Here is a 25,902-nt window from a genome sequence, read left to right as displayed (position 1 = left end):
CCTTAAGGAAGCTCGATCTGTTTATTTTCCTTTGATTCCTTATATAAAACAATCGTATTGCCAATCGTCTGAACCAACTGTGCGCGGCTTCCATTAACAAGAGTTTCCGCAACATCATTTTTATCGTCTTCGCAGTTTTGAAGAACGCTGATTTTAATCAGCTCTCTCGCTTCAAGCGCTTCAGAAATTTGTTTAATCATGTTGTCATTGACTCCGCCCTTTCCTACTTGAAAAATCGGGCTTAAATGGTGCGCTTTTGAACGCAAAAAACGTTTTTGTTTTCCTGTTAGCATTATTTTCCTCCTAATTTCCCTACTACAATAGATCTCATTTTTTCAACATCAGGTTCATGTCCCGTCCACAAGCGGAAAGACAATGCCGCCTGCTCAACAAACATGCCGACTCCATCCAGTGTTTTCAGACCTTTTTGCTTTGCTTCTTTTAATAGTGAAGTCTGAATCGGATTATACACGATATCGCAAACAACCGCACTGCTTGCAGCACGCTGCAGCGAAAGCGGAATATCTTCCACGTTTGGATACATACCTACAGATGTTGTATGGATAATTACATCATACTGCTCAAGCCGTTCTTCTGCTTCTTTTATGCTTAACACTTCTACATTGCGGAACGAGGGAGCAGATTCTGTGAGCTGTTTGGCTTTTTGTATCGTTCGATTGCAAATATCAAACTTTTCCGGATTGTCACGGACGATCGTCGTAAAAATCGCTCTCGCTGCCCCGCCCGCGCCGATCATTAAGAAAGACAGCTCGGAGATTGGTTTGTCCAAAATTCTCATTAAAGATTTCACAAAGCCTTCTCCGTCTGTATTATATCCGACAAGCTTGTCTCCTTCTCTTCTGACAGTGTTAACGGCACCAAGCACTTTTGCGCTCTCATCAATATGATCGAGATGATCCATGATGGAAACCTTGTGCGGAACAGTCACATTGATGCCTTGTACGCCAAGAGCTCTTATTCCTTTTACCGCATCTTCAAGACTATCCTCTTCCACCTTAAATGCATGGTAGTGTCCGTCCAAGCCAAGATCCTTCAAAGCCGCGTTATGGATATCCGGCGACATGGAATGCGCAATCGGATTTCCGATAACCCCGTACAGCTTCTTCATACCCCTCTCCCCTTTTTGTTAAATTAATGAGCGCCGAACAAATACGTGAACGCCTTTTGGCGCATAAGCCGTTATCTTTTTATCCGCGTCATGCACCGTTACCCAGCCTAACCCAGAAAAAACGATATCTGTCTTTTGCTCTTTCATCGTAAACGTATGGGCAACCAGTTCTGGAAACTCATCCATATCATCTTTTCCCGGCGGTGTGAGCAATTCTCCTGCGTGCTTTTCATAAAGCGCGTCAGCATTTTCCAGTTTCGTTCTGTGAATCATTAATTCATTCGGCATATAGCAGACAAAGGCAGCTCTTTCACCTGAAACATAATCAAACCTTGCCAGTCCCCCGAAATACAGCGTTTGCTGATCGTTTAGCTGGAATGTGCGCGGCTTCAGTTCCTTTTTGGGCGAAAGTACTTTTAAATCCCTTTTGTTTACATAGTGCGCCATTTGATGGTGATTGATGATTCCAGGTGTATCATAAAGCGCTGAGCCGTCATCTAACGGAATTTCAATCGCATCAAGAGTTGTGCCCGGGAATTGCGATGTTGTGATGATGTTGTCTTCACCGGACACTTCTTTGATAATCCGGTTAATGAACGTTGATTTCCCTACATTGGTACAGCCGACAACGTAAACATCCTTGCCGTTACGGTAATGCTCAATCGCATCAATGACTTCTCTGATTCCCTGGCCGCGTCCCGCACTGACCAAAAATACGTCAATCGGTTTTAAGCCAAGCTCTTTCGCTTCGCGCTTCATCCACTGGATCAGCCGTTCTCTTTTGAGCGATTTAGGCAGAATATCCGCCTTGTTTCCGACTAACAATATAGGATTTCCTCCGACTAAGCGCTGCAATCCATTAATCCAGCTGCCGTTAAAATCGAAAATATCAACAATTTTAACGACGAGAGAATCGGTTTCTCCAATTCCATGAAGGATGTTTAAAAAGTCATCATCCGTTAAGGAAACGTCTTGTATTTCATTGTAGTTTTTCAGTCTGAAGCAGCGCTGGCAAATTACACTTTCTTTAGAAAGCGAAGCCGGCGGCGCGTATCCCAGACCGTTTTTGTCCTCGGTTTGAATTGAGACTCCGCAACCGATACAAACAACCTTTTCCATTCTTATTCCTCCCACTGAATGTGCCCTTTTCGTTTGAGAGCACTCAGTATTCTGCGTTCGACCTGGCGGTTAAAACGCGTAATAAAGCCGTCTGAGGAAGCCACAGGCACGACCAGGATCGTATGGTAGCCGTTACGGTTCCCGCCGAGTACATCAGTCAGCAGCTGATCTCCGATGACAACACAGTCCTCTTTTTTCAGCTCCATATTGCGCACTGCTCTATTAAAGGCTTTGCCCATCGGTTTTCTTGCTTTATAGATGAATGGTATACCGAGCGGTTCCGAGAAAAGTTTTACTCTTCGCTCATTATTATTAGAGACAATCGTCACTTTAATGCCGTGCTCTTTCATTTCTTCAAACCACTCGATCAATCGCGGCGTCGCGTTTGGTCTGTCCCATTCAACAAGCGTATTATCCAGATCAGTGATAATTCCTTTTACATTTCGTTCTTTTAATTTTTCAGGTGTAATATGAAAAATATTTTTTACAAACTCGTCAGGTAAAAAAAACTTTTTTAACAAAACCCGCACCCTTCCCTTTTCTTTCTCTTAAAATTAATGTCGAAAAAAATCGAACTTGCGCTTAAAGAAAAACTGAGCAAAAAAATTTCGACAAAAATTGGGTTTCTTCACCAGGTGTGGATAAATTTACACACACTATCCACTCTTATTACATCACTCTTTAGACAAATTATAAACATGATACTCACAAGTTATCCACTTTTTGGTGTGGATAACAGAACGATTGTTCTTATATGCAATTCATGGTAGATTAAAGATAATCTTCAGCTTCAGATGAACGCAACCTATAAATGTATGTCACAAAGTCATGAATGATTCCAACTATGAAGGAGGTGTCTCTCCCATTAATTGGGTTCCTAGCATGAGAAAATTGTCTGATGAACTATTAATAGAATCCTATTTCAAAGCCACCGAAATGAATTTAAACCGCGACTTTATCGAGTTAATCGAAAACGAAATAAAAAGAAGATCGCTCGGACATATTATTTCCGTATCTTCTTAATAGGAATTTGTCTATTTTTTCCGGGCGTATTTCCTTTTTTTACTCAGATGACTGATATTATATCACTTCAGTTACGCGCTTTACTACTGTTTTCAGCAAAAAACACCCCTAAAAAGAGGTGTTTTCAGGGCTGGATTTTATGTGAACTAATACACTCCGCCCACAATCAGGAGAACAACAATCAAAACAACGATAAAAGCGTATCCGTATGCTCTGCTTGTCCATATGGCCAGCCGCCGAATGGATACGTGTATAAATACCCGCTGTACATGTGAAGCGCGCCTCCTTAAAAATGTTTCTATAACAGCCTATGTAGGAGAAATAAAACGGCTTAGGCCTTTGTCCGGATCAGCGCTTCAGGACCTGCCCATCTTGTATCCCTTCATAAACAACCCTTGCCCCTTTTGGTGTCATATGATTGCCTGAAGGATCTATCAAGCCGGATTGGATAAGCGCTTCATCAGTAGCTTCTCCGCCGTCTGCTTCAATAAAATGCTTCCAATTGTCTACGAGAGGCACATTCATATGTTTCGCGACATCTCTTGTAATATCATTGTATGAGTTATGCCACTTTCTCGCCCCGCCTTTTGATTCAAAAGCAGCCGCTTTATATCTGGAATAGTAAAAGAGGTGATGCTTTCCGTTTCCTTCAATAATAGGAATACACGTCATTAAAACAGGCTTGATGCCGTGTTTTCTGCTTTCTTTTATAAAGTAAACCAGATTCTCTCTGAAACGCAGCTTTGACACTCTCGGCTTTCCTTCAGCCAGAATCGCGGCGTCATTAGTGCCAAACATAATAAAAAGATGCTTAGGTTTTTGATCGAGTACATCTGTTTGAAACCGTAAACGGGCATCTTCTGTCGTTTGTCCTCCAATTCCTGCATTGAGGATATCAAGATTCCCGCGTTCAGCCGTTTTTAATATATTGACCCACTGCTGCGCTTTTGGATAGTCACGATAATCCCAATTAGAGCCGCGTGTATTGCTGTCACCAAATGCTACCACGTCTTCGTATCCCCTTCCTTCGCATCCTGCTGTAACGAACAGCACTAGGAAAAGGATGAACATATACTTCATCTTTACACCCCCAAAAGCTTCACCTTTATGTTATACCTCTGCTCTGTTTCATTCAACGCAGAGTTTTTTCGTTATAGCGTTCTCTCTATTGTTAACGTGTCCCTCTCGACTAAAATCATTCTGTTTCCATTAAGGGGTGAGATATCTATTTCAGTTCCCGTCTTTTTCTGCGAAAAAACACTTCAGAGAGTTGATTGCAATAACCTGCTTCAGAGGAAACAGGCTACTGATTACCTCTGCATTTATTTTAATTTCGCTTTAAGCTTGGCCTTTGTTTTCGGTCCGTAGATACCATCAGCTTTTAATCCATTCATCAGCTGAAAACGTTTCACGGCATTTGCTGTCTTCGGTCCATAAATGCCGTCAATACCATTATTCTTCGCCCCTTTATCGGGGTAAAAATGAAGTGCTGCTAAAGCCTTTTGCAGCTGAAGAACTTTTGTGCCTTTTCTATAAGGCGCAGTAAGTTTTATTACTCCTGAAGGCAGAGGATAAGATTTGGGTGATTCTTTAGATGGCGTATCAGAGGAAGAAATTCCGTTTTTGAATGCACTCCATTGATTTAAGAGTTTGCGGGGACATTCTTTTCCGGACCATTTTTTGTGGGGAACAACACGATCCAGCGAAATATTGTGATCCTTCATCAATTTTTTGATCAGCCACTGCGCATTAGCTACTGCTTTGTCAAAATCGCCGTCTGCATTTTCGCAGATTTCAATCCCGATTGATTTGCGATTCCCTGTACCATCGGTGCCGTCGCCAGCATGCCACCCGTTTTCAGTAAGAGGCAGATGCTGATAGATGTCTGAATCGTCTACTGTAAAATGCCAGCTGACAGATGTACTTGGGTTTTTTACATAATCAGCGTGCATTTTTGCATCGGCACCTTTGGCGGTATTTGCTGTATTGTGCACCGTAATGTAGGCAGGTGTCATCGCATAGCCGGGACGGTTATCGTTTGATTTTGGTATAAAATCTTTTTTTATCGCTACCATTTCTATCCCTCCCTACTATTAAAGAATGCAGCAACGAGTGAAATGGACAGCCTATTTTACTAGCTAAAAAAGATTTGTATTTCCCCCCACTCGTATGACAGTTGAACCTCCGAAATGGTACAAGTTATACTAACGTAGATGCCGGAGATTCTGCCTCCTGACATCGCCACAAGTGTTGGGAGTGGATAATTGATATGTTAAAAAAGACTTTAGGTATAATCTTGATCATCGCCGTTATTGCAGTCGGGTTTTATCAGAAAGAGGCTTGGCTTGATGCTATAAAAGCAGGCGGCTTGATTTCCGTTTTATGTAGTATGCTTCTGATTGCAGCCGACGTCTTTTTCCCGATTGTGCCGTTTGCAATTATTGCAGCTTTAAATGGCGCTGTGTTCGGAATTGCAAATGGCGTTTGGATTACTCTGGCCGGTTCAATGCTCGGTACAATATTGCTATTTTTTCTCGCGAGGTACAGCTTTCGTGATTGGGCTAGGAAAAAAATAAAAGCTTACCCTGCTATAAAAGGATACGAGGCTTCCTTCGATAAAAATGCGTTTACCGCTGTTTTATTGGGAAGACTTATCCCTGTTATTCCTTCTCTTGTCATGAATGTTGTATGCGGACTAAGCAGTGTTCGTTGGCATGTTTTTTTCGTCGCCTCTTTAATAGGAAAAATCCCAAATATTTTAGTTGTTACAATTGCCGGCGCCAATTTCTCCAGCAACAAATTACTATCCTTCAGTATTTACGGGGCCTACGTTCTGATCCTGATGCTGATCATATATAAAAAGTTTCCTCATCTTGTGAAAGTGTCAAAAAAATAAGGGCGGCCCGCTTTGCCCCCTTACTTTTTTTCTGTTGCATGTCCTCCAAATTCATTACGGAGCGCAGCAACGACCTTTCCTGTAAACGTATCGTCTGTTAACGAACGGTATCTCATCAAGAGCGACATCGCGATCACCGGGGTGGCTGTCTGCAAATCTAGTGCCGTTTCCACTGTCCATTTCCCTTCCCCTGAGGAATGCATGACGCCTTTGATCTGTTCCAGCTTCGCGTCTTTAGAAAAAGCTCGCTCAGTCAGCCTCATAAGCCACGACCTTATGACAGATCCATGATTCCATACCCTTGCAACTTTCTCGTAGTCAAACTCAAACGGGCTTTTTTCCAGCACTTCAAATCCTTCGCCAATAGCAGCCATCATTCCGTACTCAATGCCATTATGAATCATTTTCAAAAAGTGCCCGCTGCCCGCTTCTCCGGCATATAAATATCCATTTTCAACAGCAGTATCCCGAAACAGCGGCTCGGCAATTTCCCATGCTTCCGGGTCTCCCCCCACCATAAAACAGGCTCCGTGCCGTGCACCTTCCATTCCGCCCGACGTCCCCGCATCGAGATAATAGATACCCGCTTCTTTCATTTGATTATAGCGACGAATCGATTCTTTATAATGAGAATTTCCGGCTTCGATGATAATATCACCTGTGCTTAATAAAGGTGTCACATCACGCAAAACAGTATCGACCACGCCATGGGGCACCATAACCCATAGTATTCGCGGCATGTCTAATGAAGAAATCAACTCTTTTATACTCGTTGTCCCCTCAGCCCCATAAGATATCAGTTCATCAACAGCGGCTTGGTTCACGTCATAACCGATTGCTTGATGATTGCGGTCGATCAATTGCTTTCCTATGTTGATGCCCATTTTCCCTAAGCCGATCAATCCTATTTTCATGTGAGTTCCTCCTGGTTGTCTAAACTCTAAAGCCCTTACTCTTTATGTTCCCTGTGAACTGCTTTGTGATACGTCATGTTTTCTCAAACAAAAAAACAAAAGCGGTCCGTGATCAACCAGAGTGATTTCTTTTCCCGTGTCATATCGTTTCTGTATGATCTTTATCAGAAAGAGGGTGTGATAATCATTTGGCGCCTTCATGAATTACAGCAGAAATCGTGGAAACATCCTTGATTTCCTCTCTATTTAAGTTAAAATATGGGAAGAGAATTCAATTTATTTCTAGCTAAGAAGGTGACAACTTGCAGGATCAAACACAAACAATCATTGGAATTAAGAAAACCGCGAAATGTTTATTATACGTTACACTTGCAATGATCGGTCTTCTCATTGGTTATTTCTTTCATCAGCTTGCGAAATGGGCATTATCCCTGCCGTGGATTCCATTAGAAGGCCCTCTTCGGCTTGTTGCCTCTTTTCACGGATCACCGGTGAAGTTTATCACCGCGCTGCTTGGCCTGATTGCCGGTATATGGTTCGCTCATTCAATCATCAAAATGCTATTAACTGTACACATTACAGACGACTCCGTGAAATTAATGAAAGGCAAGCATGTTCAAACGATCAACTCGGAAGACATTGCTCTGGTATTTATTGATCATAAACGGCTTGTCCTCTTAGGAACAGACGGATATGAACTGGCACGTGAAGAAATAGATGAAAAACCTAAAATCATTGAGCAGGCCTTTAAAAAACACCATTACATATGGTCGGCAGAAGGTGACCCGTTTAAAGATAAATTTCGACGATGGGTACCTGAATCACCCGATCTCTCTCCAAGCGCTCATGCTATATTGAAGGCTCGTCAGAAAGCACTGAAAAAAGAGGAAACAGACGACATTGAAGATTTTCGTCTTGAACTTGCAAAGATCGGGATCGTTGTACGTGAAGAAGGCCCACGCCAGTATTGGCGAGAAGCAGAAACGTATCCTCCTCAGGAAAATCAGCCTAGCGGCAACATAGGATCATAGCAAAAGAGGCTCAATTCTGAGCCTCTTCTTTTATTACTGAACAATAAACAACACTTTGGTGCCATCTGGATAACCGCTCATTTGATTTCCTACCCATGAACCGGCGCCGCGATTATCAGAAGGCGTTACATAGCGGACATCGGCTCCGGCGCCTCCTTCTTCACAAACTGCCATCGGCCATTCATCCCGATCGTAGCCAGGCTTCGTCGGAATTCCTTTTAATGATTCCTCCCGCCTTTTGTCCGCTCCATCACGATCAATTGTACAAATATCAGAATGTCCTTCGGCAATCGCATCTCTTATATGATCCCCGGTTTCCGGATAACGAGACAACGGAAAATATAAAACTTTGTCATATAAAGCAGCCCCCTTGACCTGTTGCGGAGCCGTCATATCCTTTCCCAATAAACAAAGAAAAACTGCTGCCGCCAGAAGAAGCATTGCCAGCCATTTTTTCATCCTCATCCCCCCATACAGTTTCGTTCATTTAAATGTATGGGGGCAGCCTAAAGATTATTTTAAAAAACAAAACCTAAGCTCCCCATTGAGAAATTTCCCGGTACAGACACAGACAGCCTTCCGATCACATACATTGACATATAGGCTTTTGCCTACATAATCATGTGGAGGTGACGATGGTGACAGGTGTTTTCGCAGCGCTCGGTTTTGTAGTTAAAGAGCTTGTCTTTTTAGTATCTTACGTGAAAAACAATGCCTTTCCACAACCGCTCTCAAGCAGCGACGAAAAAAAATACTTAGAGCTCATGGCTAAAGGGGATGAACATGCCAGAAACATGCTGATTGAGCATAATCTTCGCTTGGTCGCCCATATTGTAAAAAAGTTTGAAAATACAGGTGAAGACGCAGAGGACTTAATCTCCATCGGAACAATCGGGCTGATCAAAGGGATTGAAAGCTATTCCGCCGGAAAAGGGACAAAACTGGCGACGTATGCTGCGCGATGTATTGAAAATGAAATCCTCATGCATTTACGCGCATTGAAAAAAACAAAAAAAGACGTGTCCCTTCATGATCCGATCGGGCAGGATAAAGAAGGGAATGAAATAAGCCTGATCGATGTCCTGAAATCAGAAAATGAAGACGTGATTGATACAATCCAGCTCAATATGGAGCTTGAAAAAGTGAAGCAATACATTGACATTTTAGATGACCGTGAAAAGGAAGTAATTGTCGGGCGGTTTGGGCTTGATTTGAAGAAGGAAAAAACGCAGCGTGAAATTGCCAAAGAACTCGGTATTTCGCGCAGCTATGTATCGCGGATTGAAAAGCGGGCGCTGATGAAGATGTTCCATGAGTTCTATCGGGCGGAGAAGGAAAAGCGGAAGAAAGCGAAGGGGAAATAATGCAGAAGAAGCCGGATCTAATATGCCGGCTTCTCTCATTCATGTACATGCTTCTTTTAAAACTCTCGAAACTAATGGAGACAGAATATACGATAGAGGTATGAAAATGCTTCCAACTAACCGCTTGTCTCACTCTCTCAACTCGTCAGCACTGATAAGCTCAATGATCATTTCCGTAAAGACGATGAGGATCGTAGCAGATGACTTGACTTTTAAGTCCTTTGCTTGCATCCTCTCTCAAGCGATTCAAAGCCATAGTTTGAAACCATCGGATCTGTTCTAGGATGAGTAGACTGGATCAATTTTCAACAGAGGATTTTATAAACTTCATGAAAATTGCTTCTGTAGTAAACGACCATATGAAAGACTCAACTCGAAAAAGTTTCCGTTAATTTCATATACCTTACAAAATCAATCACTAAAAGATAAGTAATAGTGTTATGGGAACTTTATCTGAAAGCAACTAAAAAGAACCCATTTTGAAAAAAATCAATCAAAATGGGTTCTTTATTATTTTTTAAGCTCTGTTTAATATAATGTTTCAATTGCCTCACGCGTAAACGGAATTAATTCTTCTGTTCGTCCATCTCGGATTTTGTTTGCCCAGTCAGGGTCAGCCAATAATGCGCGACCCACAGCTATCAGATCAAATTCTTCACGTTCTAACCTCTCGATCAAATTGCCCATTTTGTTGGCTTTACCAGTGGCCTCTTCTCCAGTAGCGAAGAAATCCAAGAAATCAGCGCCATCAAGACCGACAGATCCAACTGTAATTGTTGGTTTTCCTGTTAACTTTTTAATCCATCCTGATAGATTCAGTTCAGATCCTTCAAATGCAGGTTCCCAAAAACGACGAATAGATGCATGAAAGATGTCAACGCCTGCATCAACTAATGTCGTTAAGAAACGTTTTAGTTCTTCTGGAGTTTCTACTAATTTTGCTGTATAGAAATCATACTTCCACTGTGAGATTCGCAAAGAGATTGGAAAATCTGGTCCAACAACACGTCGGCAAGCTGCGATGACCTCACTCGCAAAGCGTGTGCGCTTAACTATGTCGCCACCATATTCATCAGTACGTGTGTTTGTTTTTTCCCAAAAGAACTGATCAATTAAAAATCCATGGGCTGCCATAATCTCAATGCCATCAAAACCAACCTTTTTAGCATTGGCTGCTGCCTGTGCAAAAGCTTCAACTAATTCCAAAATTTCTTGTTTTGAGTAATCATTAGCGTTGCCTCGTGCACCCATGTGCCACAATTGAGAGAAAATGATTCCACCGGCCTCGTGTACCCCATCAACTACTTTTGACCAACCGTTTAGCGCCTCTTCTCCGTATAAGTGTGGTACGTCCTCCTGCCATGCTGGCACCTCTGATGCAACATCAGGATGGTTGATAAACGTACCCTCTGTCACAATAAGTCCAACACCATTTTCAGCTCTACGACGATAATACGCAGCGACATCCACCCCTGGTACTCCATTTGGAGAAAAGTTTCGCGTCATAGGTGCCATCAAAATACGATTAGATAGTTTCAGATTTCCCATTTCGAATGGTTTAAAAAGAACTTCAACTGACTGAAAATTATTCATAAAAACCTCCAAGTTTTATACTTTAAGACTTATTCATTATGCATTAACTCCATGATCAAGAGCAGATCCGACTTTCAAGGCAGTTGCTACTATAATTGATTCAGCAACTTCTTCTTTGGAATCTATGTTTTTTAACTTGTTTAACATCGTCTTGACTAATAATTCTTCCCTCTAATTCCTTTTATCCGTACCTACCGTTTGGTACAATTTTATGTTAGCAGATTAGGCGGACAAGCTGTTAAGAAATGTTTCAATTTCTTCTTGTGTTTTCCGAGCCTTGCTAACAAACCGCCCTGCTTCTTCTCCGTTATGATAAGCGATAAAACTCGGAATACCAAATACATTCAGTTCGATGCACAAATCAATAAAGTCATCCCGGTCTACATAAATAAACTGATATTCAGAATAATTTGCTTCAATGTCCGGCAAAATTGGCTCGATCACCCGACAGTCTGGGCACCAGTCCGCTGAAAACATAAAGACAACGCGCTCTGTTTTTTTTAACTTCTCAAATTGATCAATTGATTCTAATTTTTTCATCATGATTCCCTCCATTTTTTCATATACATAATCTTTGAATTCTTTAGCACCTATAGGATGCTTGATATCATCTATATTATCCATTTGAACTTCTCGCATCCATCCTTAATCATAAGGGGATTCATTTACATATTCAGGACTATCCTCTAATACGGTGTTTACTTTTAGAATTTAAAGGATGAGATAAGGAGTAGTTTTAATGGACTCCACAACACCACAGCTATTGTTTATCGTTAATGAATTCCCTTCCTCGGGGGATCTAAGAATACAATTTCATCAAATTGTTGTTTGAGCATTATATCTGTAATCCCTAAACGTACTCGATCTTCAATTGCCCATATAGGGTCCTTGGAATAATACAGTTCTGTTGGTGTAATCACTTAACCTCCTTCTATCAATAACTAAACTCCTGTACCTACCAGTCGGTACAATATTATATTAGCATGCTTTTTTAGCTTTTTGCAACCCTGTATCTTTTTATAATATTCACCATTTTCATTCACAAAACACAATAGATGTACAGATTCGTTGTTACTACCAACCATCAATTATCTATCTTATTTAAAATAGAGTACAACAGAGTAGCTTAAGAAAAAAATCACTGTATTTCAGTGATTAATAAATGCATCATTCCAGAAGGGGCCATGACTATTACATCATCATTTAATTTGTGACCAATTAGACTTTTTCCGATTGGAGACTCATCGGATATATAGTTTTCAGATAAATGTGATTCTGCGGGACTAACAAGTTTAAGATGCATCTCATATTTTCCTGTCTTTTCTTTAACAGTGACAATGGATCCGATCCCTACTTCTCGTATATTTGCATTTTTAATTATTTTTGCTTGCTTTATAATGTATTCCAAATCATTTATTTTCTTTTTAAGTGTAGCAAATTCATCTACTGAAATTTGATACTCAGGATCTTCATTAAAATCACAAAAATTTCTGCTCTCTTGAACTTTTTCACTAACTTCTTTCCATCTTTTTTCCTTTAAATAAAGTAATTCTTTCTTCAACGCATTATAACCAGCTTCCGTAAGTAACTTCTTGTCCATCAATCATTCACCCTCCTTTACCGAAACTACTTTTCTCAGCTTTGTTGGTTCTGTTACATCTTGCATAAAGAATGCACCAAACACTAATGTGATAATCAGTAACGGCAGGGAAACCCGGAAAATCCATTGCCATGTTAAAGTTTTTAAGATTAAGCCTGATACTGTTAGTCCAACAGCTGGTTTGACCTTAATTACAAGCTTCATAATTCCCATGGAACTTCCGCACTTATGCAGTGGAATAATAACAAGAATGGTGTTAAAAATAAGGGATGAAGGCAAAGCTGTTCCTATTCAACTAAAGGATTGCTTTAATTAAAGAACAAAGATTAAACAGGTAAAAATGGAAAGAGAATCCGTCAAGTTCTCTTAAAAACGAAAAATACATGCCATTACTGTGTTAAAAAACAAAATGAGTACATCGGTTTAATGTTTATAACGGATAAGAGAAATCATTGCCAAAACTCCTATAACAGGACCGATCGCAAGGATTGAGAATGCCCATTTCCACCCTACAATAACTTCAAAGACCGGAATCAAATAAATAGAAAAGACTGTCATAAGAAAACCTATAGCCATTTGAAATGTCAAGGCAGTTCCTACACATTCTGATTTTGTGAAATCTGCAACCATTGCTGAAAATTGTGCCGAATCTGCAACAACTGATATCCCCCAAATGATTGCTACAATAACGGTAATCCATATAGAAAGACCAAAGGTAAGTCCGATACATATAGAAGATACAGCACTAACAATCATGGCAATCATAGAAAGTCGTGCTTTTCCAATTTTATCAGCATATAATCCACCTATTATTGAACCTATAGCCCCCGAAATTCCAATTGTTAAAAATGCGAACAGTGTACTGGCCTCTTGTGAAGCTGTCCCCTCTAAGGATGCTTTAAAACTGGCTGTTAAGAAATAGGGAAGCCATGTCCACATAGCATACAATTCCCACATATGACCGAAATAGCCATAGTTAGCTAACATTACAGGTCGATCTTTTAAGATATATTTGAGTGTATGCATCGACACAGTAGCCACTTCTTCTTTAGACTCCGGAGCATCCGGAAGACCCCAATGCATAATACCAGCTGCGACCAATGCTAATAAAGAGCTGACCAGCATTAATATCTTCCAGCTGACATTCGGAATAAATAAATTAAAAAGATGTGGCAATGAAGAACCTAATGTCAGAGCTGCAATTAGAATTCCAATACCAAATCCTCGTCTATCTTGAAACCAAGTAGAGAGTAGTTTCACGGCAGTAGGATAAACACCTGCCATAGTAATTCCTGTTAGAAAACGTAAACTTAATCCCACTACCATTCCAGTGCTTAAAGTAAATAAACTATTGATGACAGCTCCGAATATGCAGGCAATAGCAAATATTTTTCTTGGGTTATAACGGTCTGCCAAACCTAGAATAGCAAAACAAATGGCTCCAATAATGAACCCAACCTGTACGGATGTGGTCATCCATGACCCTTCTGTTGCACTCATTCCCCATTGACGTTCTAATTGGGGAAGAACGGCTGAAGCGCTAAACCATAAACTGAGGGCAAATAGTTCAGCCAATGCAATCAAAAATAGAGCTCTCCATCTATTAATACTGTTCACTTCAGACATAATGGGGTTTTTTCCTCCTCTCGCGTTTCCAATTCCACCTGCAACGTATGAGAACGTAGACATTACGCATGGAATATGTCGCGTATATCTACGTTCTTTTTAAAATTGGTTATACAAAGTAAAGTAAGATCGACCCTGTCATAAAGCTTTTTACTTATTACGTTTAAAAGTTGAATTTACTTGAACATTTCTTTCTAATGAATTTTTCACAGGCGAAATTTCCATTGCTTTTGAAACTAATTCTTCAAGTTGTTTATCGTCTGCATCACTATCTATTGTGAATTGAACATCAATTTCGTTAAAACCTGGATTCCCTTCTTTTAAGCCCAAAAATACATTTAAATCTAATTGTCCTGAAGCGTTAACTTCTAGTGAATTTACCTTAATCCCCATTAAACTAGCTGTTGCAATAAATCCAATTGATAAACAACCACCCAATCCACTTAATAAAAGTTCAACTGGATTTGGACCCTTATTAGATCCTGATAACCAATCTGGCTCATCAATCAGAACGGGTTTGTGATCACCTACTTGCGCTTCAGCGTAAAATCCATCTTTCCATTTTACCGAAGAAGACCATCCTGCCATTCCTTCCTCAGGATTTTTCTTGTAATTTTCTACTAAGTTTTCAATAACTTTTGTATCGACTCCATTAATTTTTGTCATTTTTATATCTCCTTCATTTTGTTTTTTTATAAGGATTATCTCTTTCCACTTTCGTTATCTAATAAAAGTTTTTAGGGGGAATGACACAGCTGCCATCAGTACATCCCCCTCCATAAGACTTATTCATCATAAGCAACTAATGCATTAACTCCATGAGAAAGAGCAGATCCTGCTTTCAAGGCAGTTGCTACCATAATTGATTCAGCAACTTCTTCTCTCGTTGCTTTCACTTTTTTGGCTGCTTTAGTGTGGATATCAATACAGTAAGGACACCCTGTTGTATGCGCCACTGCTATAGCAATCAACTCTTTTTCCTTCACACTAAGTAATCCCGCCTTCATCGCTTGTTGGTCAAATGTCATAAACGCTTTAAAGGCATCTCCATCTAACTGAGAAAACTCTTTTAGCCGGTTGATATAAGGAGCTCTATATAATTCATCATCAGCTGTTCCATCATAAGCGTTTAAAGCATTGACCCATGAGCAAGAGCAGACCCTGCTTTCAATGCTGTTGCTACCATAATTGATTCAGCCATTTCCTCCCTGGAAGCTCTATGTTTTTTAACTTGTTTAACATGAAAATCAATACAATGGGGACATCCAGTCGTATGAGCAACAGCAACTGCAATTAATTCCTTTAATTTAGCTGTTAACTTTCCTTCAGATAACGCTTTTCTGTCAAAAGCTACAAATGTTTTAAAGCTTTCAGGTGAAAGTGTACTAAATTCACCTAAACGGTTAAAATGTGATTTTTTGTATAAACTATCGTTCTGATTCATAATTTTCCCCTCTAACTTTTTTATCTCACACCTGACTGTACCTACTATTCGGTACAGTTAGGTGTGATGATATATTACCAAAATAGATCAGTGCTGTTTCTTATGAATCCTCAAGGTTTTCAATATAATGTTGGACGCTTTGAGCTGCTATTGATCCGTCACCCGTAGCTGTGACAATTTGGCGCAGGGTTTTATCACGGATATCTCCAGCTGCATAAATACCAGGAATCTTTGTAGCCATTGCTTCATCCGTCACTACATAACCTTCTTCATTAGTTATGTCTAAGTTTTTGAATGCACCATTTAATGGAAGTGTCCCCACGTAAATAAATACACCATTTGCAGGGAATTGAGATTGTTCCCCTGTTTTTGTATCTTTTAACGTTACTGTATTCACTGTTCCATTTCCTGCATTTATACTTGTAACTTCTTTATTCCAAATGAATTCAATCTTTTCATTGCTAAATGCTCTTTCTTGGAGTATTTTTTGCGCACGCAACTGATCTCGACGGTGAATAATGGTGACTTTTGAAGCGAAACGTGTAAGATACACAGCTTCTTCTACAGCTGAGTCTCCTCCACCCACAACAACAAGTTCACGTCCTTTAAAGAAGGCTCCATCACACACGGCACAATATGAAACTCCTAGACCACCAAGCTCATTCTCCCCTGGAACTCCAAGCTTTTTATGGTCTGCCCCAGTAGCGATGATAACAGATTTTGCATAAAATTCTTTCTTTGTAGTTACTACTTTTTTTAAACGGCCTTCATCTATAATTTCTTTTATATCTCCATATTCATACAAAGCACCAAACTTTTTAGCGTGCTCAAACATTTTATTAGAGAGGTCTGGACCTAAAATATGATCAAAACCAGGATAATTCTCTACATCCTGCGTATTAGCCATTTGTCCACCAGGTATTCCACGTTCAATAAGCAATGTGTTCAAATTAGCACGTGAAGTGTAAACTGCTGCTGTCATTCCCGCGGGACCTGCCCCAACTATGATGACATCATAAATTTCCATTTCCTCCAATATGATCTCCCTCCTTTAAAAGAATACATTAATGCACATTTGATTAAAGGGACTTAATTTTTGAAACTTCTTCTTTTAATTGCGCAATACCAACAATACCAGCAAAAGGTTTTTCGAATTTATTATTAGAATAGAAGCGTGTATTAGGGATACTCATTACACCAAATTCTGCAGCAAGCTCCGGATTCTCATCCACATCAACTTTAACAACTTGTACTTTATCACCAAACTCTTTGTCAAACTCCTCTAATGTCTCAGCAAAAACCCGGCATGGTCCACACCAAGATGCTGAGAAGTTTAGTAAAACCACTTTATCTGTATTTAAGTTCTTTTCTAAATTACCATCTGTTACTTTGATTATAGTCATTTTGTTTTCCCTCCTAAGTTGTAAAAAGCTTTTTTAATAATTAATTGAATCGATTAAAGAGTAGACACTTTACCTTTGACTTCTATTTCTACGCCTGCTTTTTTGACCATGTTACCTACTATACATGCTCTATCAGCTGCTTCATTCACTCTTTCCATTGACTGTACTTCTTTTTCTGTTGCATCAGCAGATAAAACAACACGAGGATAATGGATAATATCAAAACTACTGTCAGAAGCAACCATCTCAGAATCAACCTCAATACTCACTACTGGCAGTTTTCTTGATTCAACCATCGACACTAATGTTGCTACATAACAAGCTTGTACTGATGACACAAGGATTTCTTTAGGCGATGCTCCTTCCCCATTACCTCCATACTCTGTTCCTATAGCAATGAGTGTATCAATATATTGAGATTTGATGATGCCGTTTCCTTCTACTCCTCCTTTCCAAACAGCATTCAGTTTTACATTCACATTAGACATATGAAACACTCCTCTAGTTTTTGGTTGCCATACTTTTTTAACATTGTTAAAACATCATGTTGTATATATTTTACTTACTCTTTCTAGTCTTTTTTCTAATTGTTCAAAATGAACAAAGCGTGCTTCTCTCAAATATTCAGTTCCTTCAATGAATAAAAGGAGTGCAGGAACCGTAAGAATTGAAAACCTTGAGGCTATCTCCTCTACGTTGTAAGCATTGATATACCCTAATTTGATATGTGGAAATTTATCAAGTAATTCTCTGAGTTGAGGCAAGACTGCATGGCATACTCCACAATCCGGCCTTGAAATATACAAAAAACTAAATTTATTTTGATGGATAAAGTTATCTATTGAATCTAAAGATGTTAATTCAACTGTTTCTACCATTAGTTCTCTCCCTCCTAATACTAGTCTTTAATAGGATTAAACTTAAAATTGCCATTACTAAAGAGATCAGATCAGTTTTAGAAGAGAAGTTAGAGTTTAAAAACAAACTCATCTAAGAGAAATTTGTTGCTCCCACTTATTTTTTACTTGTAGGAATTCCGCAGCTTCCATCAGTACAAAGTGTGTCATCCTCACTATTCACTGATAGATTCTTAAGTTTCAGTAACGGATTTTCTTCTTCCCATACCTTGTTGAGTGCCTCTAAGAAAGCCTCTGCTGGTTGTGCCCCAGAAACGGCGTATTTCTGATTTATAATTAAAAAGGGAACTCCAGAGATACCATAACGCTTAGCTTCTATTTGATCTGATCTTACCTCATCTGCATAAAGAGACTTGTCATTTAGGACCTTCAGAGCCTCTTGTCTATCTAAACCAGAAGCTTCTGCTAAATCTGCAAGCGTTTCATGATCACCTACATCCTTAGAATCAGTAAAGTGTGCATAAAGCAGAGTTTCCGAGATATCAGCTTCTTTTCCTTTTGTTTTTGCCCATTTTGTTAAGCGATGGGAATCAAACGTATTAGTTGGTTTCAAACCTTCTAAATTAAATGTTAATCCAACCTTTTTTGCACTTTGAGTTAAGTTTTCAAGGAACTGTTTTGTTTGTTCGGAATCCCCAAATTTAGGGAGTAATTTTTCATAATAACTTTGCCCGTTATATACTGGCGCACTAGGATCTAATTCAAAGCTTTTATATTCAACTTTAACTTCATCTCTAAAAGGGAATTGTTTCAATGCTTTTTCTAAATTTTGTTTACCTATATAACAAAAGGGACATGCTACATCAGACCAAACTTCAATTTTCATATGAACACTCCTTTAATTAAATTATTTAAATTTGACTTACGTAATTATCGTATTCCTCCGCATTTAGAAGTTCTTTTATCTCCTCTGTGTTAGAAGCTTTTACTTTCAGTAACCACCCTTTATCATAAGGTGATTCATTCACAAATTCTGGACTATCTTCTAATTCTGTATTCACTTCTATAATCTGTCCGTTAATCGGAGAAAAAAGCTCCGATGTAGTTTTAACTGATTCAATACTCCCAAAGCTAGTATCTTTCACTGTTAAAGTTCCCATTTCTGGGAGTTATAGGAACACAATTTCTCCAAGCGTTGATTGAGCATAATCAGTAATTCCTAAGGTAACAATATTGTTGTCAACCTTTCCCCATAAATGTTCTTTAGAATAAAACATATCTGTTGTACTCCTTCAGTCAGTTATAAGCAAGTTACTGTACCTACTATTCGGTACAGTAACTTGCGAAAAATACTCTTATAATTATTCTTTTTTCTTATTGTGACTTAAAGATGCCTGAACATGAACATTTCTTTGGATTGTATTTTTTACAGGTGAAAGTTTCATGGCCTGTGCAACAAGTTCTTCAATCTGATGTTCATCCGCATCACTATCGACATTAAAATGCGCATTGATTTCATCAAAACCAGGATTTCCTTCCTTTAATCCTAAAAAGACATTCAAATCTAGTTGTCCTGAAACCTCTACTTCTAACGAGTTTATCTTGATTCCCATTCCACTAGCATTTGCAATAAACCCCACTGACAGGCAAGAACCTAGTGCGCTTAATAAATATTCCACTGGGTTTGCTCCCTTATTGGAACCTGCTAACCATTTTGGCTCATCAACATGAATAGGAGCATGATCACCTACTTTTGCCTCCACATGGAAACCGTTATCCCATTTTACAGAAGATGACCAACTTCCAGTACCTTCAGCAGGATTTTTTTTGTATTGCTCCACTAAACCTTCAATAATACTCATATCAACACCATTTAATTTTGCCATTGTTTATCTCTCCTTCGTACAGGATTGTACCTACCAGTCGGTACAAAAAGAGCTTAACATAAGAAAGACAATATTGCAAGAAAAAAAACAGTTGACTATTCTAGATTAAATTGTTTTCGAATTACTTCTATAATGTCACTTAAAAAGTTGACGTTTTGTTGGTTTTTCATTAGCAAAATTCCTCCTTCAATCATAGCTACAATTGCTTGAGCATCTTTTTTTGTATCAAAGGAATCTAACAGGCCTTGTTCAACCATTTCATTTAATGTAATCTCTATAGCCCCTATCCAACATTCAAATAAATGTTGAATTTTTACACGAAACGTTTCATCATGCTCACTCATTTCAATGGCTAAGTTTCCTATCGGACAACCTGATTTATTCTTCACTTCAGTATGAAAAGTAAGTGTTCTGTCCAGCATCATATTTAACTTATTTACTGGAGTATTATCTGACTGAAGAATATCTGATATTAACTCTGTTTGCCATTCATGGACTATAGATTCCACTACTGCTAATCCTAAATCATATTTAGAAGAGAAGTAATGATAAAATTGGCCTTTTCCAATCTCTGCAGCCATAAGAATATCATTTATAGAGGTTGCTTGATATCCCTTAGAATAAATAATCTCTCTTGCAGCTGATATTATTTCATGCTTTTTAGACAAATTTCTCACACCTTAATCGCAAAGTTTAGTTTATATATTATATGATTCCATTAGGTTTTGCCAAGTAATTTATGAATGGTTCATATTTCTATTATCCAGTATAATCATCAGAACATTGCTTTCAAGTAACGAACAGTTAAGAAATAACTTAAATTATAAATGCGCAGAACAAGCAGGAAAAGTTTTAACGGCTCCCTTTTCCTTTTGACTCAATTGTCAATGTTGAACCAATCCAATACATAAAGAAAAAACTCAATTGAGAGGGTTTAATAATTCTTATGTTTGATTCCGGTCAGAAAGTTGATGATATGCTGCACTTTCTTCTATAGTAAAAGTTGCAACGAAACCTAAGCTTAAAGTAACTGCAGTAAGAATAATGATTACGCCTTTTTTAAAATTCATACAGGCATTCTCCCCTCTGAATTTGTTTTTGCGTTTCAAGCATTTTTTGATGATAAATATAGGATGTTTCAAACTCCTTTGATTTTGCAAAAACTTCAGCCGTATCAATTGCGATATCTTCCACATACGCATAATTCTTATTTCTTTCTAAGTAATCAATCGTTTTTTTGATTCCCGCTTGATCTACTGCATTAATATAAAGTGCTTCCAAGTACTTTTGCAGGGACACAAAAAGTTTGTCACCTTGGGATATTGCAGCGGATAAACCCTTTTTACTCATTTTTATTGCTTCACTTGTTTTCCCTTGCTTAAAAAGAAATTTAGCGTATGTAAACAGTGAATGTGGTAAATTGCTCAACTTAGCACTTTCTGATACCTTGGCAGCCTCATTTAAGAAATGATCTGCTTTATCATTTATTCCTAAATCTGCGTAATTCTTTCCGAGATTGTAGTAAGCCGAGCTAAGTAGCCTTTCATTGCGCTCTAATTGTTTGGACAACTCTAAGGCTTTTTCAAGGTGCGGCAAGCTTTTCTCGAAATGTTTAAAATCAACGTAATTTCCAGATATCACGAAATGACATTGTATTTTTTGCACTTTATCAAGTTCATATTGATTATAATGGAGAAATAACTGATGAAATATTACAGGCTGCTTTGGAGATTATAACGGAGCAATTAAAAGAAAGACGGAAATCAGATAAATAAACGCAGTTTGTTTATTATTATTTATTTCTGTTTATTATGTTTAATTCTGTTTACTAATAAGATTTAGATCCTCATTTATAAAGTGATTTTTGAATCCCTTACAAACCCTTACGTGGCAAGGGTTTTTGTTGTTTTTCTCATTTATATTTTCATTTATGTTTCTTTTACATTTTCATATATAAAAAAGAGCGTTTGTTGTGAAAAAAACTGCTAAGTATCGAATTGGAAAAAGAGGGCTTCTTGTTAAAAACCTTGCAAGGTTGTAAATGAAAAAAATACGGTTTTCTCGTCAACGCCAACGCTTTCTGCGACCTCTACAAAAGTCTTAGACATGGATTGCTCTTGGATGGATTTTAAAAGCCTTTTGGTCATCTACGTTTTTCATCAATGGATATTAAGCGTTCCCAGATTCACGACACTTGTATCGTCTGCGGTTCAATTGTAAGCCCACTCGCTTTAAACGAATGGGCAAATCAATAATTGGTTTCTTTCTTGAACTGTGTTTGTACAACTTGTCAAAACCACATTCAGGACAACGTTCAGGTGGATCGACTGCTTCAACTTTAAACATCATATCTGTGTTATTTTCTTGTGGTGATTCAATTGGAATTAGATCTGAAATACATAGTAGGCCTCTCATGTTTTTATCCTTTAAACAGAGGGTAGGAAATATCCCTGCTTCGTTACTGTATAGGAACTAATATTTCACACAAATGATTATCAATCATTTGTGAAGTATATCTTTCTATAATTGGTTGTTCTCTTATTGATAGATTATTTCTTTCTATCTCAGTAAAAATACTGCCCCAAAATTCACTGACTGCCTCTTTTATATGGTCAAGCAAGAAAACAGCGTATTTCCCACCAGAAAATTCACCAACATGAGCTGGTTTTTCCACATTAAGATCTTTATTTATAACAACGCAAACATCATAACGACATTCTTCTTTAGGAGTAATCTCTGGGTTATCTTGTGGTATGCCTAAAATTGTAGAATGATCAAATACACCATTCGATTTTGCCCACTTTTTAAAATTCTCCATTAATTCTTTGTTTTGCTTTTCACCATACTCCCCAACATTTCGGAAGTAAGCAATCCTTGATTCAGGTAATTCTTCAATAGTTATTTTCATATTTTAATCCTCCTTTCTTAGATAAGGTAATTCGATTTAAAATGTTTTTCAAGTTATTTTTTAGAATATTCTGATTATTGCAGTTTAATTAATCCATTATTCCACTTTACTATATTTTAAGCACATCTGTTAAATAAAAGTAAGCTACATAAACTTTACTCAATGATTTATACAGTCATTAGGCGTAAAGATGCGACTTACTGTCGGGAAGCTGGTACAGGAACCCAGTGACTAACCGCTACCCGTTTTTTCCCCGTATGTGTATCGTAGATATGACGCTCTATTTTTCCAATATTGCCGCCGTACACATGAATTCCTACACACGGATCATTGGAGGCACACTCCACTTTGTGAAGGTCTTGGTCAGTGGAGCAACAGACGACAACCTCCCCTTGCAGAATATAACGGTCATTACATGCTATCAGTTCCTCATGCTTATTAGAAGGCGGTGCATACTGTATTTCGTGTTCTGTTCCTTGCACTACTCCAATTACGCCCCACGTTCCATGATCATGGACAGGAGTGGATTGCCCAACATCCCAAACCGCAACCGCGATAGAAAAACTCTCATCGTCAGCAATATACAACGGATACAGAGCGTATTTTGGGTTCGGTTGCCGATACTGTGAAGGGAGAATATTATCAGCCTGTAACAGATGTCTCATCCTCTCCGCAATCTTGCCAGTCAAAACCTCTTCAGTCCCGCCGTCATGAACAATTCGATCCACATCCTTAATAAAAGACTCAATTTCAGGATTTTTCATTAACAAACACCACCTAAACTAAATTTTATATACCCTACCCCTGTATTGTATATGAATTTCATGCTGAGTTTCAAGGATAAATTCCCTTCCTTATCCAATTCAAGGTAATAGATTTTATTCGAAAAAGTACTTTTGTTAAATGCGTATATAAAGATGTGCTTCTGGTCTTCAACAATTAAGATAGGAGATTGATTATTAAGATTCTGTTTAAACACTTTTCATTATCAATTATTGTCATTAATTACTTAGCAGCTCTTCAATAAACACCACACTTATCTTAGATGCATTTTCCCGTGAAAAAAGTCTTAGTTTCCCCTATAATATTTAATAAATCCAATTTTTAGATTGTCGTCTTTAAGGAGGTTTTCATCTTGAGGTATACAAACAGTCATTTAGAGGATGGATTGAAAACTTATACAGGAAGATTGATATGACAGAGCCTGAACAAATTAATTTTGAACGGATTGCCGAGGCTTTAGATATCAGGCTTTAAACCTGTTACAAGCTTCGCGCTTAAACACAGTGGAATTTATAATACATGCTTAGACAGCCGAAAAAGCCGAGTTGAACAATGGTATGATTTCGCTCATGAATTTTGCCATATATATAGACATGAAGGCGATAAAAAAACAATGCCTGCAACTTGGACTGATTATTTAGAGTGGCAGTCCAATTATTTTACATATCACTTTTGCATTCCAACTTTCATGTTGCGTAATATTAATCTTTCGTACATACAATCACATGCAATTGAAAATGGGCTTGGCTTTTTAGTTTGAACATATATTACAGGAAGCTGACCCAACATTTATTTAATCAATCAGTGACGGAAAATCTGTGCACCCCCCTTTTGAATAAGGAGAAACTAGTTACTGATTAGTAACTAGTTTTTATCTTAAAAGATTTAAATGTTTGGTTTCACCATATCTTCTGGCTTAACCATTTCATCAAATTGTTCTTCCGTTAATAGTTCGAGTTGGACAGCAGCCTCTTTTAACGTTAAGCCTTCTTTATGAGCAAACTTAGCAATTTTCGCAGCTTTTTCATATCCGATATAAGGATTCAATGCTGTGACAAGCATCAAAGATCCGGAAAGATTTTCTTTAATGGTTTTCGTATTAGGTTCAATACCAACCGCACAATGATCATGGAAAGATTTTATTCCATCACTCAGTAATTGCACGGATTGGAGGAAGTTATAGATAATAACTGGTTTAAATACATTTAGTTCAAAGTTGCCCTGACTTGAAGCAAATCCAATAGTTGCGTCATTCCCCATAATTTGAGCCGCAATCATGGTAAGGGCTTCACATTGAGTAGGGTTAACTTTACCGGGCATAATGGAGCTGCCAGGCTCATTTTCCGGGATTGAAATTTCCCCGATACCACAGCGAGGACCGCTTGCAAGCCATCTAACATCGTTCGCAATTTTCATTAAGTCAGCAGCTAATGCCTTCATAGCACCATGTACATACGTTATTTCATCATGACTGGTTAAGGCATGAAACTTATTAGGTGAACTTTTAAACTGTTGGCCTGTAAACTTCGAGATTTCCTCTGAGACAACTTCTCCAAACTGTGGATGTGCATTAATACCTGTCCCCACTGCCGTACCCCCGATAGCAAGTTCACGCATTTTTTCAGTTGCTTCCAATATCATTTCTTTCGAACGATCAATCATATACACCCAACCGCTAATTTCTTGTCCAAGGGTTAAAGGTGTAGCATCTTGAAGATGTGTACGACCTATTTTAACAATGTCATTGAATTTTTTTGCTTTTTCATCTAATGTGTTCCGAAGTTGATCAAGTGCAGGAACTAATTGTTCATAGATGGCTAATACACCTGCAACATGCATCGCTGTTGGGAAAGTGTCATTCGAACTTTGACTGCGGTTGACATCATCATTTGGATGTATGGTTTGTATAGAGCCTTTTTCTTTTAATAAAGCTGTTGAAAGGTTTGCTATAACTTCATTAACATTCATATTGCTTTGTGTACCGCTCCCCGTCTGCCAAACAACGAGTGGAAAATTGTCATCATATTTGCCTTCAAGAATTTCATCACAAACTGCTGTAATAACCTCTGTTTTTTCACTATCCAAATTACCTAGACGATTATTAGCAATAGCTGTACTGCGCTTCAATATAGCAAAAGCTTTAACAATACGGATAGGCATTTTTTCAGAACCTATCTTGAAGTTCTCTTTACTACGTTGTGTTTGCGCTCCCCAAAACTTATCAGCAGGCACCTTTATTTCTCCAAAAGTATCTTTTTCAATTCGATAGTTCATTAAAATAATCCTCCTTCTGAATACACAATTAGTTTAAAATTCATATAAAAAT

General features: G+C 38.4%; 29 protein-coding genes and 7 pseudogenes. 6 read left to right on the top strand and 30 right to left on the bottom strand.

Going from position 1 to position 25,902, the window contains the following annotated elements; genetic code table 11:
• Positions 1–2: 2 nt before the first annotated feature.
• Genes yhbY through LJF29_RS02355 form a run of 4 tightly spaced genes read right to left on the bottom strand, consistent with a single transcriptional unit; the run spans position 3 to position 2,769 of the window.
• Complete coding sequence (yhbY, locus tag LJF29_RS02370) at positions 3–293, bottom strand: ribosome assembly RNA-binding protein YhbY (RefSeq protein ID WP_229146792.1); 291 nt, start codon at positions 291–293, stop codon at positions 3–5.
• Positions 293–1,129 carry a shikimate dehydrogenase gene (gene aroE, locus LJF29_RS02365; protein WP_229146782.1) on the bottom strand — a complete coding sequence of 279 codons (837 nt, stop codon included), beginning with the start codon at positions 1,127–1,129 and terminating at the stop codon, positions 293–295. The genes yhbY and aroE overlap by 1 nt, the downstream gene beginning before the upstream one ends.
• A gap of 18 nt (positions 1,130–1,147) precedes the next feature.
• Positions 1,148–2,248, bottom strand: a complete 1,101-nt coding sequence (gene yqeH, locus LJF29_RS02360; protein ID WP_229146780.1) for a ribosome biogenesis GTPase YqeH — start codon at positions 2,246–2,248, stop codon at positions 1,148–1,150.
• Positions 2,249–2,250: 2 nt separating this feature from the next.
• Positions 2,251–2,769 (bottom strand): YqeG family HAD IIIA-type phosphatase, encoded by a 519-nt coding sequence (locus tag LJF29_RS02355; RefSeq protein ID WP_003226126.1) that lies wholly within the window; start codon positions 2,767–2,769, stop codon positions 2,251–2,253.
• Between the two features lie 361 nt (positions 2,770–3,130).
• Here LJF29_RS02355 and LJF29_RS02350 point away from each other — a divergent pair, with 361 nt between their 5' ends.
• Positions 3,131–3,271, top strand: coding sequence for a sporulation histidine kinase inhibitor Sda (locus LJF29_RS02350; protein WP_003226124.1), 141 nt, complete (start codon positions 3,131–3,133; stop codon positions 3,269–3,271).
• Between the two features lie 348 nt (positions 3,272–3,619).
• On the opposite strand, the gene LJF29_RS02345 is transcribed toward LJF29_RS02350, so the two are convergent.
• Together LJF29_RS02345 and LJF29_RS02340 are read right to left on the bottom strand one after the other, a co-directional pair.
• Positions 3,620–4,351, bottom strand: a complete 732-nt coding sequence (locus LJF29_RS02345; RefSeq protein WP_229146778.1) for an SGNH/GDSL hydrolase family protein — start codon at positions 4,349–4,351, stop codon at positions 3,620–3,622.
• A gap of 242 nt (positions 4,352–4,593) precedes the next feature.
• On the bottom strand, positions 4,594–5,346 hold the full coding sequence (locus LJF29_RS02340) for an N-acetylmuramoyl-L-alanine amidase (RefSeq protein WP_168748283.1): 753 nt from the start codon (positions 5,344–5,346) through the stop codon (positions 4,594–4,596).
• 194 nt (positions 5,347–5,540) lie between these two features.
• Between LJF29_RS02340 and LJF29_RS02335 the strand changes: the two genes are divergently transcribed.
• Complete coding sequence (locus LJF29_RS02335; protein WP_229146777.1) at positions 5,541–6,167, top strand: TVP38/TMEM64 family protein; 627 nt, start codon at positions 5,541–5,543, stop codon at positions 6,165–6,167.
• A gap of 20 nt (positions 6,168–6,187) precedes the next feature.
• On the opposite strand, the gene gnd is transcribed toward LJF29_RS02335, so the two are convergent.
• A complete protein-coding gene (gene gnd, locus LJF29_RS02330; RefSeq protein WP_229146776.1) occupies positions 6,188–7,081 on the bottom strand; it encodes a phosphogluconate dehydrogenase (NAD(+)-dependent, decarboxylating) in 894 nt (297 codons plus the stop codon).
• A gap of 302 nt (positions 7,082–7,383) precedes the next feature.
• On the opposite strand from gnd, the gene LJF29_RS02325 reads away from it, so the two are divergent.
• A complete protein-coding gene (locus LJF29_RS02325; RefSeq protein ID WP_229146774.1) occupies positions 7,384–8,112 on the top strand; it encodes a DUF308 domain-containing protein in 729 nt (242 codons plus the stop codon).
• 33 nt (positions 8,113–8,145) lie between these two features.
• Here the strand turns inward: LJF29_RS02325 and LJF29_RS02320 are convergent, their stop codons facing one another.
• Positions 8,146–8,571, bottom strand: coding sequence for a NucA/NucB deoxyribonuclease domain-containing protein (locus LJF29_RS02320; RefSeq protein WP_229146767.1), 426 nt, complete (start codon positions 8,569–8,571; stop codon positions 8,146–8,148).
• 176 nt (positions 8,572–8,747) lie between these two features.
• Between LJF29_RS02320 and sigK the strand changes: the two genes are divergently transcribed.
• Positions 8,748–9,476 (top strand): RNA polymerase sporulation sigma factor SigK, encoded by a 729-nt coding sequence (sigK, locus tag LJF29_RS02315; protein ID WP_174754429.1) that lies wholly within the window; start codon positions 8,748–8,750, stop codon positions 9,474–9,476.
• A 528-nt stretch (positions 9,477–10,004) separates the two neighbouring features.
• On the opposite strand, the gene LJF29_RS02305 is transcribed toward sigK, so the two are convergent.
• From LJF29_RS02305 to LJF29_RS02230, 18 genes and pseudogenes are all read right to left on the bottom strand, one after another.
• Positions 10,005–11,069, bottom strand: a complete 1,065-nt coding sequence (locus tag LJF29_RS02305) for an NADH:flavin oxidoreductase (protein ID WP_229146766.1) — start codon at positions 11,067–11,069, stop codon at positions 10,005–10,007.
• A 222-nt stretch (positions 11,070–11,291) separates the two neighbouring features.
• On the bottom strand, positions 11,292–11,609 hold the full coding sequence (locus tag LJF29_RS02300; protein WP_151174376.1) for a thioredoxin family protein: 318 nt from the start codon (positions 11,607–11,609) through the stop codon (positions 11,292–11,294).
• 598 nt (positions 11,610–12,207) lie between these two features.
• Positions 12,208–12,669, bottom strand: coding sequence for a GreA/GreB family elongation factor (locus LJF29_RS02295; RefSeq protein ID WP_229146765.1), 462 nt, complete (start codon positions 12,667–12,669; stop codon positions 12,208–12,210).
• A gap of 39 nt (positions 12,670–12,708) precedes the next feature.
• Positions 12,709–12,960: pseudogene (locus LJF29_RS02290) on the bottom strand (MFS transporter); the annotation flags it as partial.
• 132 nt (positions 12,961–13,092) lie between these two features.
• On the bottom strand, positions 13,093–14,295 hold the full coding sequence (locus tag LJF29_RS02285) for an MFS transporter (RefSeq protein WP_010788740.1): 1,203 nt from the start codon (positions 14,293–14,295) through the stop codon (positions 13,093–13,095).
• Positions 14,296–14,445: 150 nt separating this feature from the next.
• Complete coding sequence (locus LJF29_RS02280) at positions 14,446–14,961, bottom strand: OsmC family protein (RefSeq protein WP_010788739.1); 516 nt, start codon at positions 14,959–14,961, stop codon at positions 14,446–14,448.
• A gap of 119 nt (positions 14,962–15,080) precedes the next feature.
• Entirely contained in the window at positions 15,081–15,281 is a 201-nt protein-coding gene (locus LJF29_RS21210; RefSeq protein ID WP_324255105.1) for a carboxymuconolactone decarboxylase family protein, read from the bottom strand.
• A gap of 143 nt (positions 15,282–15,424) precedes the next feature.
• Complete coding sequence (locus tag LJF29_RS21205) at positions 15,425–15,739, bottom strand: carboxymuconolactone decarboxylase family protein (RefSeq protein ID WP_324255104.1); 315 nt, start codon at positions 15,737–15,739, stop codon at positions 15,425–15,427.
• 100 nt (positions 15,740–15,839) lie between these two features.
• On the bottom strand, positions 15,840–16,775 hold the full coding sequence (trxB, locus tag LJF29_RS02270) for a thioredoxin-disulfide reductase (RefSeq protein WP_151174379.1): 936 nt from the start codon (positions 16,773–16,775) through the stop codon (positions 15,840–15,842).
• A gap of 43 nt (positions 16,776–16,818) precedes the next feature.
• Positions 16,819–17,160, bottom strand: a pseudogene (locus LJF29_RS02265) (thioredoxin family protein); the annotation flags it as partial.
• Between the two features lie 35 nt (positions 17,161–17,195).
• Positions 17,196–17,630, bottom strand: coding sequence for an OsmC family protein (locus LJF29_RS02260; RefSeq protein WP_229146763.1), 435 nt, complete (start codon positions 17,628–17,630; stop codon positions 17,196–17,198).
• A gap of 54 nt (positions 17,631–17,684) precedes the next feature.
• A complete protein-coding gene (locus LJF29_RS02255) occupies positions 17,685–18,020 on the bottom strand; it encodes a thioredoxin family protein (RefSeq protein ID WP_127696734.1) in 336 nt (111 codons plus the stop codon).
• Between the two features lie 136 nt (positions 18,021–18,156).
• On the bottom strand, positions 18,157–18,885 hold the full coding sequence (locus tag LJF29_RS02250) for a DsbA family oxidoreductase (protein ID WP_229146762.1): 729 nt from the start codon (positions 18,883–18,885) through the stop codon (positions 18,157–18,159).
• A gap of 25 nt (positions 18,886–18,910) precedes the next feature.
• Positions 18,911–19,276: pseudogene (gcvH, locus tag LJF29_RS02245) on the bottom strand (glycine cleavage system protein GcvH).
• An 84-nt stretch (positions 19,277–19,360) separates the two neighbouring features.
• Positions 19,361–19,885: an OsmC family protein gene (locus LJF29_RS02240; RefSeq protein WP_010788731.1), complete on the bottom strand. Its 525-nt coding sequence runs from the start codon at positions 19,883–19,885 to the stop codon at positions 19,361–19,363.
• A 95-nt stretch (positions 19,886–19,980) separates the two neighbouring features.
• Positions 19,981–20,553: a TetR/AcrR family transcriptional regulator gene (locus LJF29_RS02235; protein WP_010788730.1), complete on the bottom strand. Its 573-nt coding sequence runs from the start codon at positions 20,551–20,553 to the stop codon at positions 19,981–19,983.
• Positions 20,554–20,829: 276 nt separating this feature from the next.
• On the bottom strand, positions 20,830–20,955 hold the full coding sequence (locus LJF29_RS21160) for a hypothetical protein (RefSeq protein WP_262927560.1): 126 nt from the start codon (positions 20,953–20,955) through the stop codon (positions 20,830–20,832).
• Positions 20,945–21,574, bottom strand: a pseudogene (locus LJF29_RS02230) (aspartate phosphatase); the annotation flags it as partial. The pseudogene LJF29_RS02230 and the gene LJF29_RS21160, both read right to left, overlap by 11 nt.
• Between LJF29_RS02230 and LJF29_RS02225 the strand changes: the two are divergent.
• Positions 21,574–21,660: pseudogene (locus LJF29_RS02225) on the top strand (transcriptional regulator); the annotation flags it as partial. The pseudogenes LJF29_RS02230 and LJF29_RS02225 sit on opposite strands and share 1 nt — an antisense overlap.
• 276 nt (positions 21,661–21,936) lie before the next feature.
• Here LJF29_RS02225 and LJF29_RS02220 read toward each other — a convergent pair.
• The 3 genes and pseudogenes from LJF29_RS02220 to LJF29_RS02210 all read right to left on the bottom strand — a co-directional run.
• A pseudogene (locus LJF29_RS02220) lies at positions 21,937–22,300 on the bottom strand (transposase family protein); the annotation flags it as partial.
• Positions 22,301–22,343: 43 nt separating this feature from the next.
• Positions 22,344–22,793 carry an AraC family transcriptional regulator gene (locus LJF29_RS02215; protein WP_229146758.1) on the bottom strand — a complete coding sequence of 150 codons (450 nt, stop codon included), beginning with the start codon at positions 22,791–22,793 and terminating at the stop codon, positions 22,344–22,346.
• Positions 22,794–22,990: 197 nt separating this feature from the next.
• A complete protein-coding gene (locus LJF29_RS02210) occupies positions 22,991–23,557 on the bottom strand; it encodes a cysteine dioxygenase family protein (protein WP_014114530.1) in 567 nt (188 codons plus the stop codon).
• Between the two features lie 371 nt (positions 23,558–23,928).
• Between LJF29_RS02210 and LJF29_RS02205 the strand changes: the two are divergent.
• A pseudogene (locus tag LJF29_RS02205) lies at positions 23,929–24,437 on the top strand (ImmA/IrrE family metallo-endopeptidase).
• Between the two features lie 24 nt (positions 24,438–24,461).
• Here the strand turns inward: LJF29_RS02205 and fumC are convergent.
• The gene (gene fumC / locus LJF29_RS02200; protein ID WP_229146756.1) at positions 24,462–25,850 is read right to left on the bottom strand and encodes a class II fumarate hydratase; all 1,389 of its coding nucleotides are present in this window, start codon (positions 25,848–25,850) and stop codon (positions 24,462–24,464) included.
• Positions 25,851–25,902 lie beyond the last annotated feature (52 nt).

Source organism: Bacillus sp. LBG-1-113, from assembly GCF_020708615.1.
Lineage (GTDB): Bacteria > Bacillota > Bacilli > Bacillales > Bacillaceae > Bacillus > Bacillus mojavensis.
Note: the sequence above shows the minus strand (reverse complement) of the source record. Positions and strands in the feature narration are given on the sequence as shown.

Excerpts from the sequence above, each read along its gene's own strand:
- LJF29_RS21160 (WP_262927560.1), bottom strand. The coding sequence starts at position 20,955 with ATGAATTTTAAAAAAGGCGTAATCATTATTCTTACTGCAGTTACTTTA.
- LJF29_RS02320 (WP_229146767.1), bottom strand. The coding sequence starts at position 8,571 with ATGAAAAAATGGCTGGCAATGCTTCTTCTGGCGGCAGCAGTTTTTCTT.
- LJF29_RS02305 (WP_229146766.1), bottom strand. The coding sequence starts at position 11,069 with ATGAATAATTTTCAGTCAGTTGAAGTTCTTTTTAAACCATTCGAAATG.
- LJF29_RS02250 (WP_229146762.1), bottom strand. The coding sequence starts at position 18,885 with ATGAAAATTGAAGTTTGGTCTGATGTAGCATGTCCCTTTTGTTATATA.
- aroE (WP_229146782.1), bottom strand. The coding sequence starts at position 1,129 with ATGAAGAAGCTGTACGGGGTTATCGGAAATCCGATTGCGCATTCCATG.
- LJF29_RS02210 (WP_014114530.1), bottom strand. The coding sequence starts at position 23,557 with ATGAAAAATCCTGAAATTGAGTCTTTTATTAAGGATGTGGATCGAATT.
- LJF29_RS02340 (WP_168748283.1), bottom strand. The coding sequence starts at position 5,346 with ATGGTAGCGATAAAAAAAGATTTTATACCAAAATCAAACGATAACCGT.
- LJF29_RS02240 (WP_010788731.1), bottom strand. The coding sequence starts at position 19,885 with ATGGCAAAATTAAATGGTGTTGATATGAGTATTATTGAAGGTTTAGTG.
- LJF29_RS02280 (WP_010788739.1), bottom strand. The coding sequence starts at position 14,961 with ATGACAAAAATTAATGGAGTCGATACAAAAGTTATTGAAAACTTAGTA.
- LJF29_RS02345 (WP_229146778.1), bottom strand. The coding sequence starts at position 4,351 with ATGAAGTATATGTTCATCCTTTTCCTAGTGCTGTTCGTTACAGCAGGA.
- yqeH (WP_229146780.1), bottom strand. The coding sequence starts at position 2,248 with ATGGAAAAGGTTGTTTGTATCGGTTGCGGAGTCTCAATTCAAACCGAG.
- LJF29_RS02285 (WP_010788740.1), bottom strand. The coding sequence starts at position 14,295 with ATGTCTGAAGTGAACAGTATTAATAGATGGAGAGCTCTATTTTTGATT.
- fumC (WP_229146756.1), bottom strand. The coding sequence starts at position 25,850 with ATGAACTATCGAATTGAAAAAGATACTTTTGGAGAAATAAAGGTGCCT.
- LJF29_RS02255 (WP_127696734.1), bottom strand. The coding sequence starts at position 18,020 with ATGGTAGAAACAGTTGAATTAACATCTTTAGATTCAATAGATAACTTT.
- LJF29_RS02335 (WP_229146777.1), top strand. The coding sequence starts at position 5,541 with ATGTTAAAAAAGACTTTAGGTATAATCTTGATCATCGCCGTTATTGCA.
- yhbY (WP_229146792.1), bottom strand. The coding sequence starts at position 293 with ATGCTAACAGGAAAACAAAAACGTTTTTTGCGTTCAAAAGCGCACCAT.
- gnd (WP_229146776.1), bottom strand. The coding sequence starts at position 7,081 with ATGAAAATAGGATTGATCGGCTTAGGGAAAATGGGCATCAACATAGGA.
- LJF29_RS02215 (WP_229146758.1), bottom strand. The coding sequence starts at position 22,793 with ATGAAAATAACTATTGAAGAATTACCTGAATCAAGGATTGCTTACTTC.
- LJF29_RS21205 (WP_324255104.1), bottom strand. The coding sequence starts at position 15,739 with ATGAATCAGAACGATAGTTTATACAAAAAATCACATTTTAACCGTTTA.
- LJF29_RS02300 (WP_151174376.1), bottom strand. The coding sequence starts at position 11,609 with ATGAAAAAATTAGAATCAATTGATCAATTTGAGAAGTTAAAAAAAACA.
- sigK (WP_174754429.1), top strand. The coding sequence starts at position 8,748 with ATGGTGACAGGTGTTTTCGCAGCGCTCGGTTTTGTAGTTAAAGAGCTT.
- LJF29_RS02350 (WP_003226124.1), top strand. The coding sequence starts at position 3,131 with ATGAGAAAATTGTCTGATGAACTATTAATAGAATCCTATTTCAAAGCC.
- LJF29_RS02295 (WP_229146765.1), bottom strand. The coding sequence starts at position 12,669 with ATGGACAAGAAGTTACTTACGGAAGCTGGTTATAATGCGTTGAAGAAA.
- LJF29_RS02260 (WP_229146763.1), bottom strand. The coding sequence starts at position 17,630 with ATGTCTAATGTGAATGTAAAACTGAATGCTGTTTGGAAAGGAGGAGTA.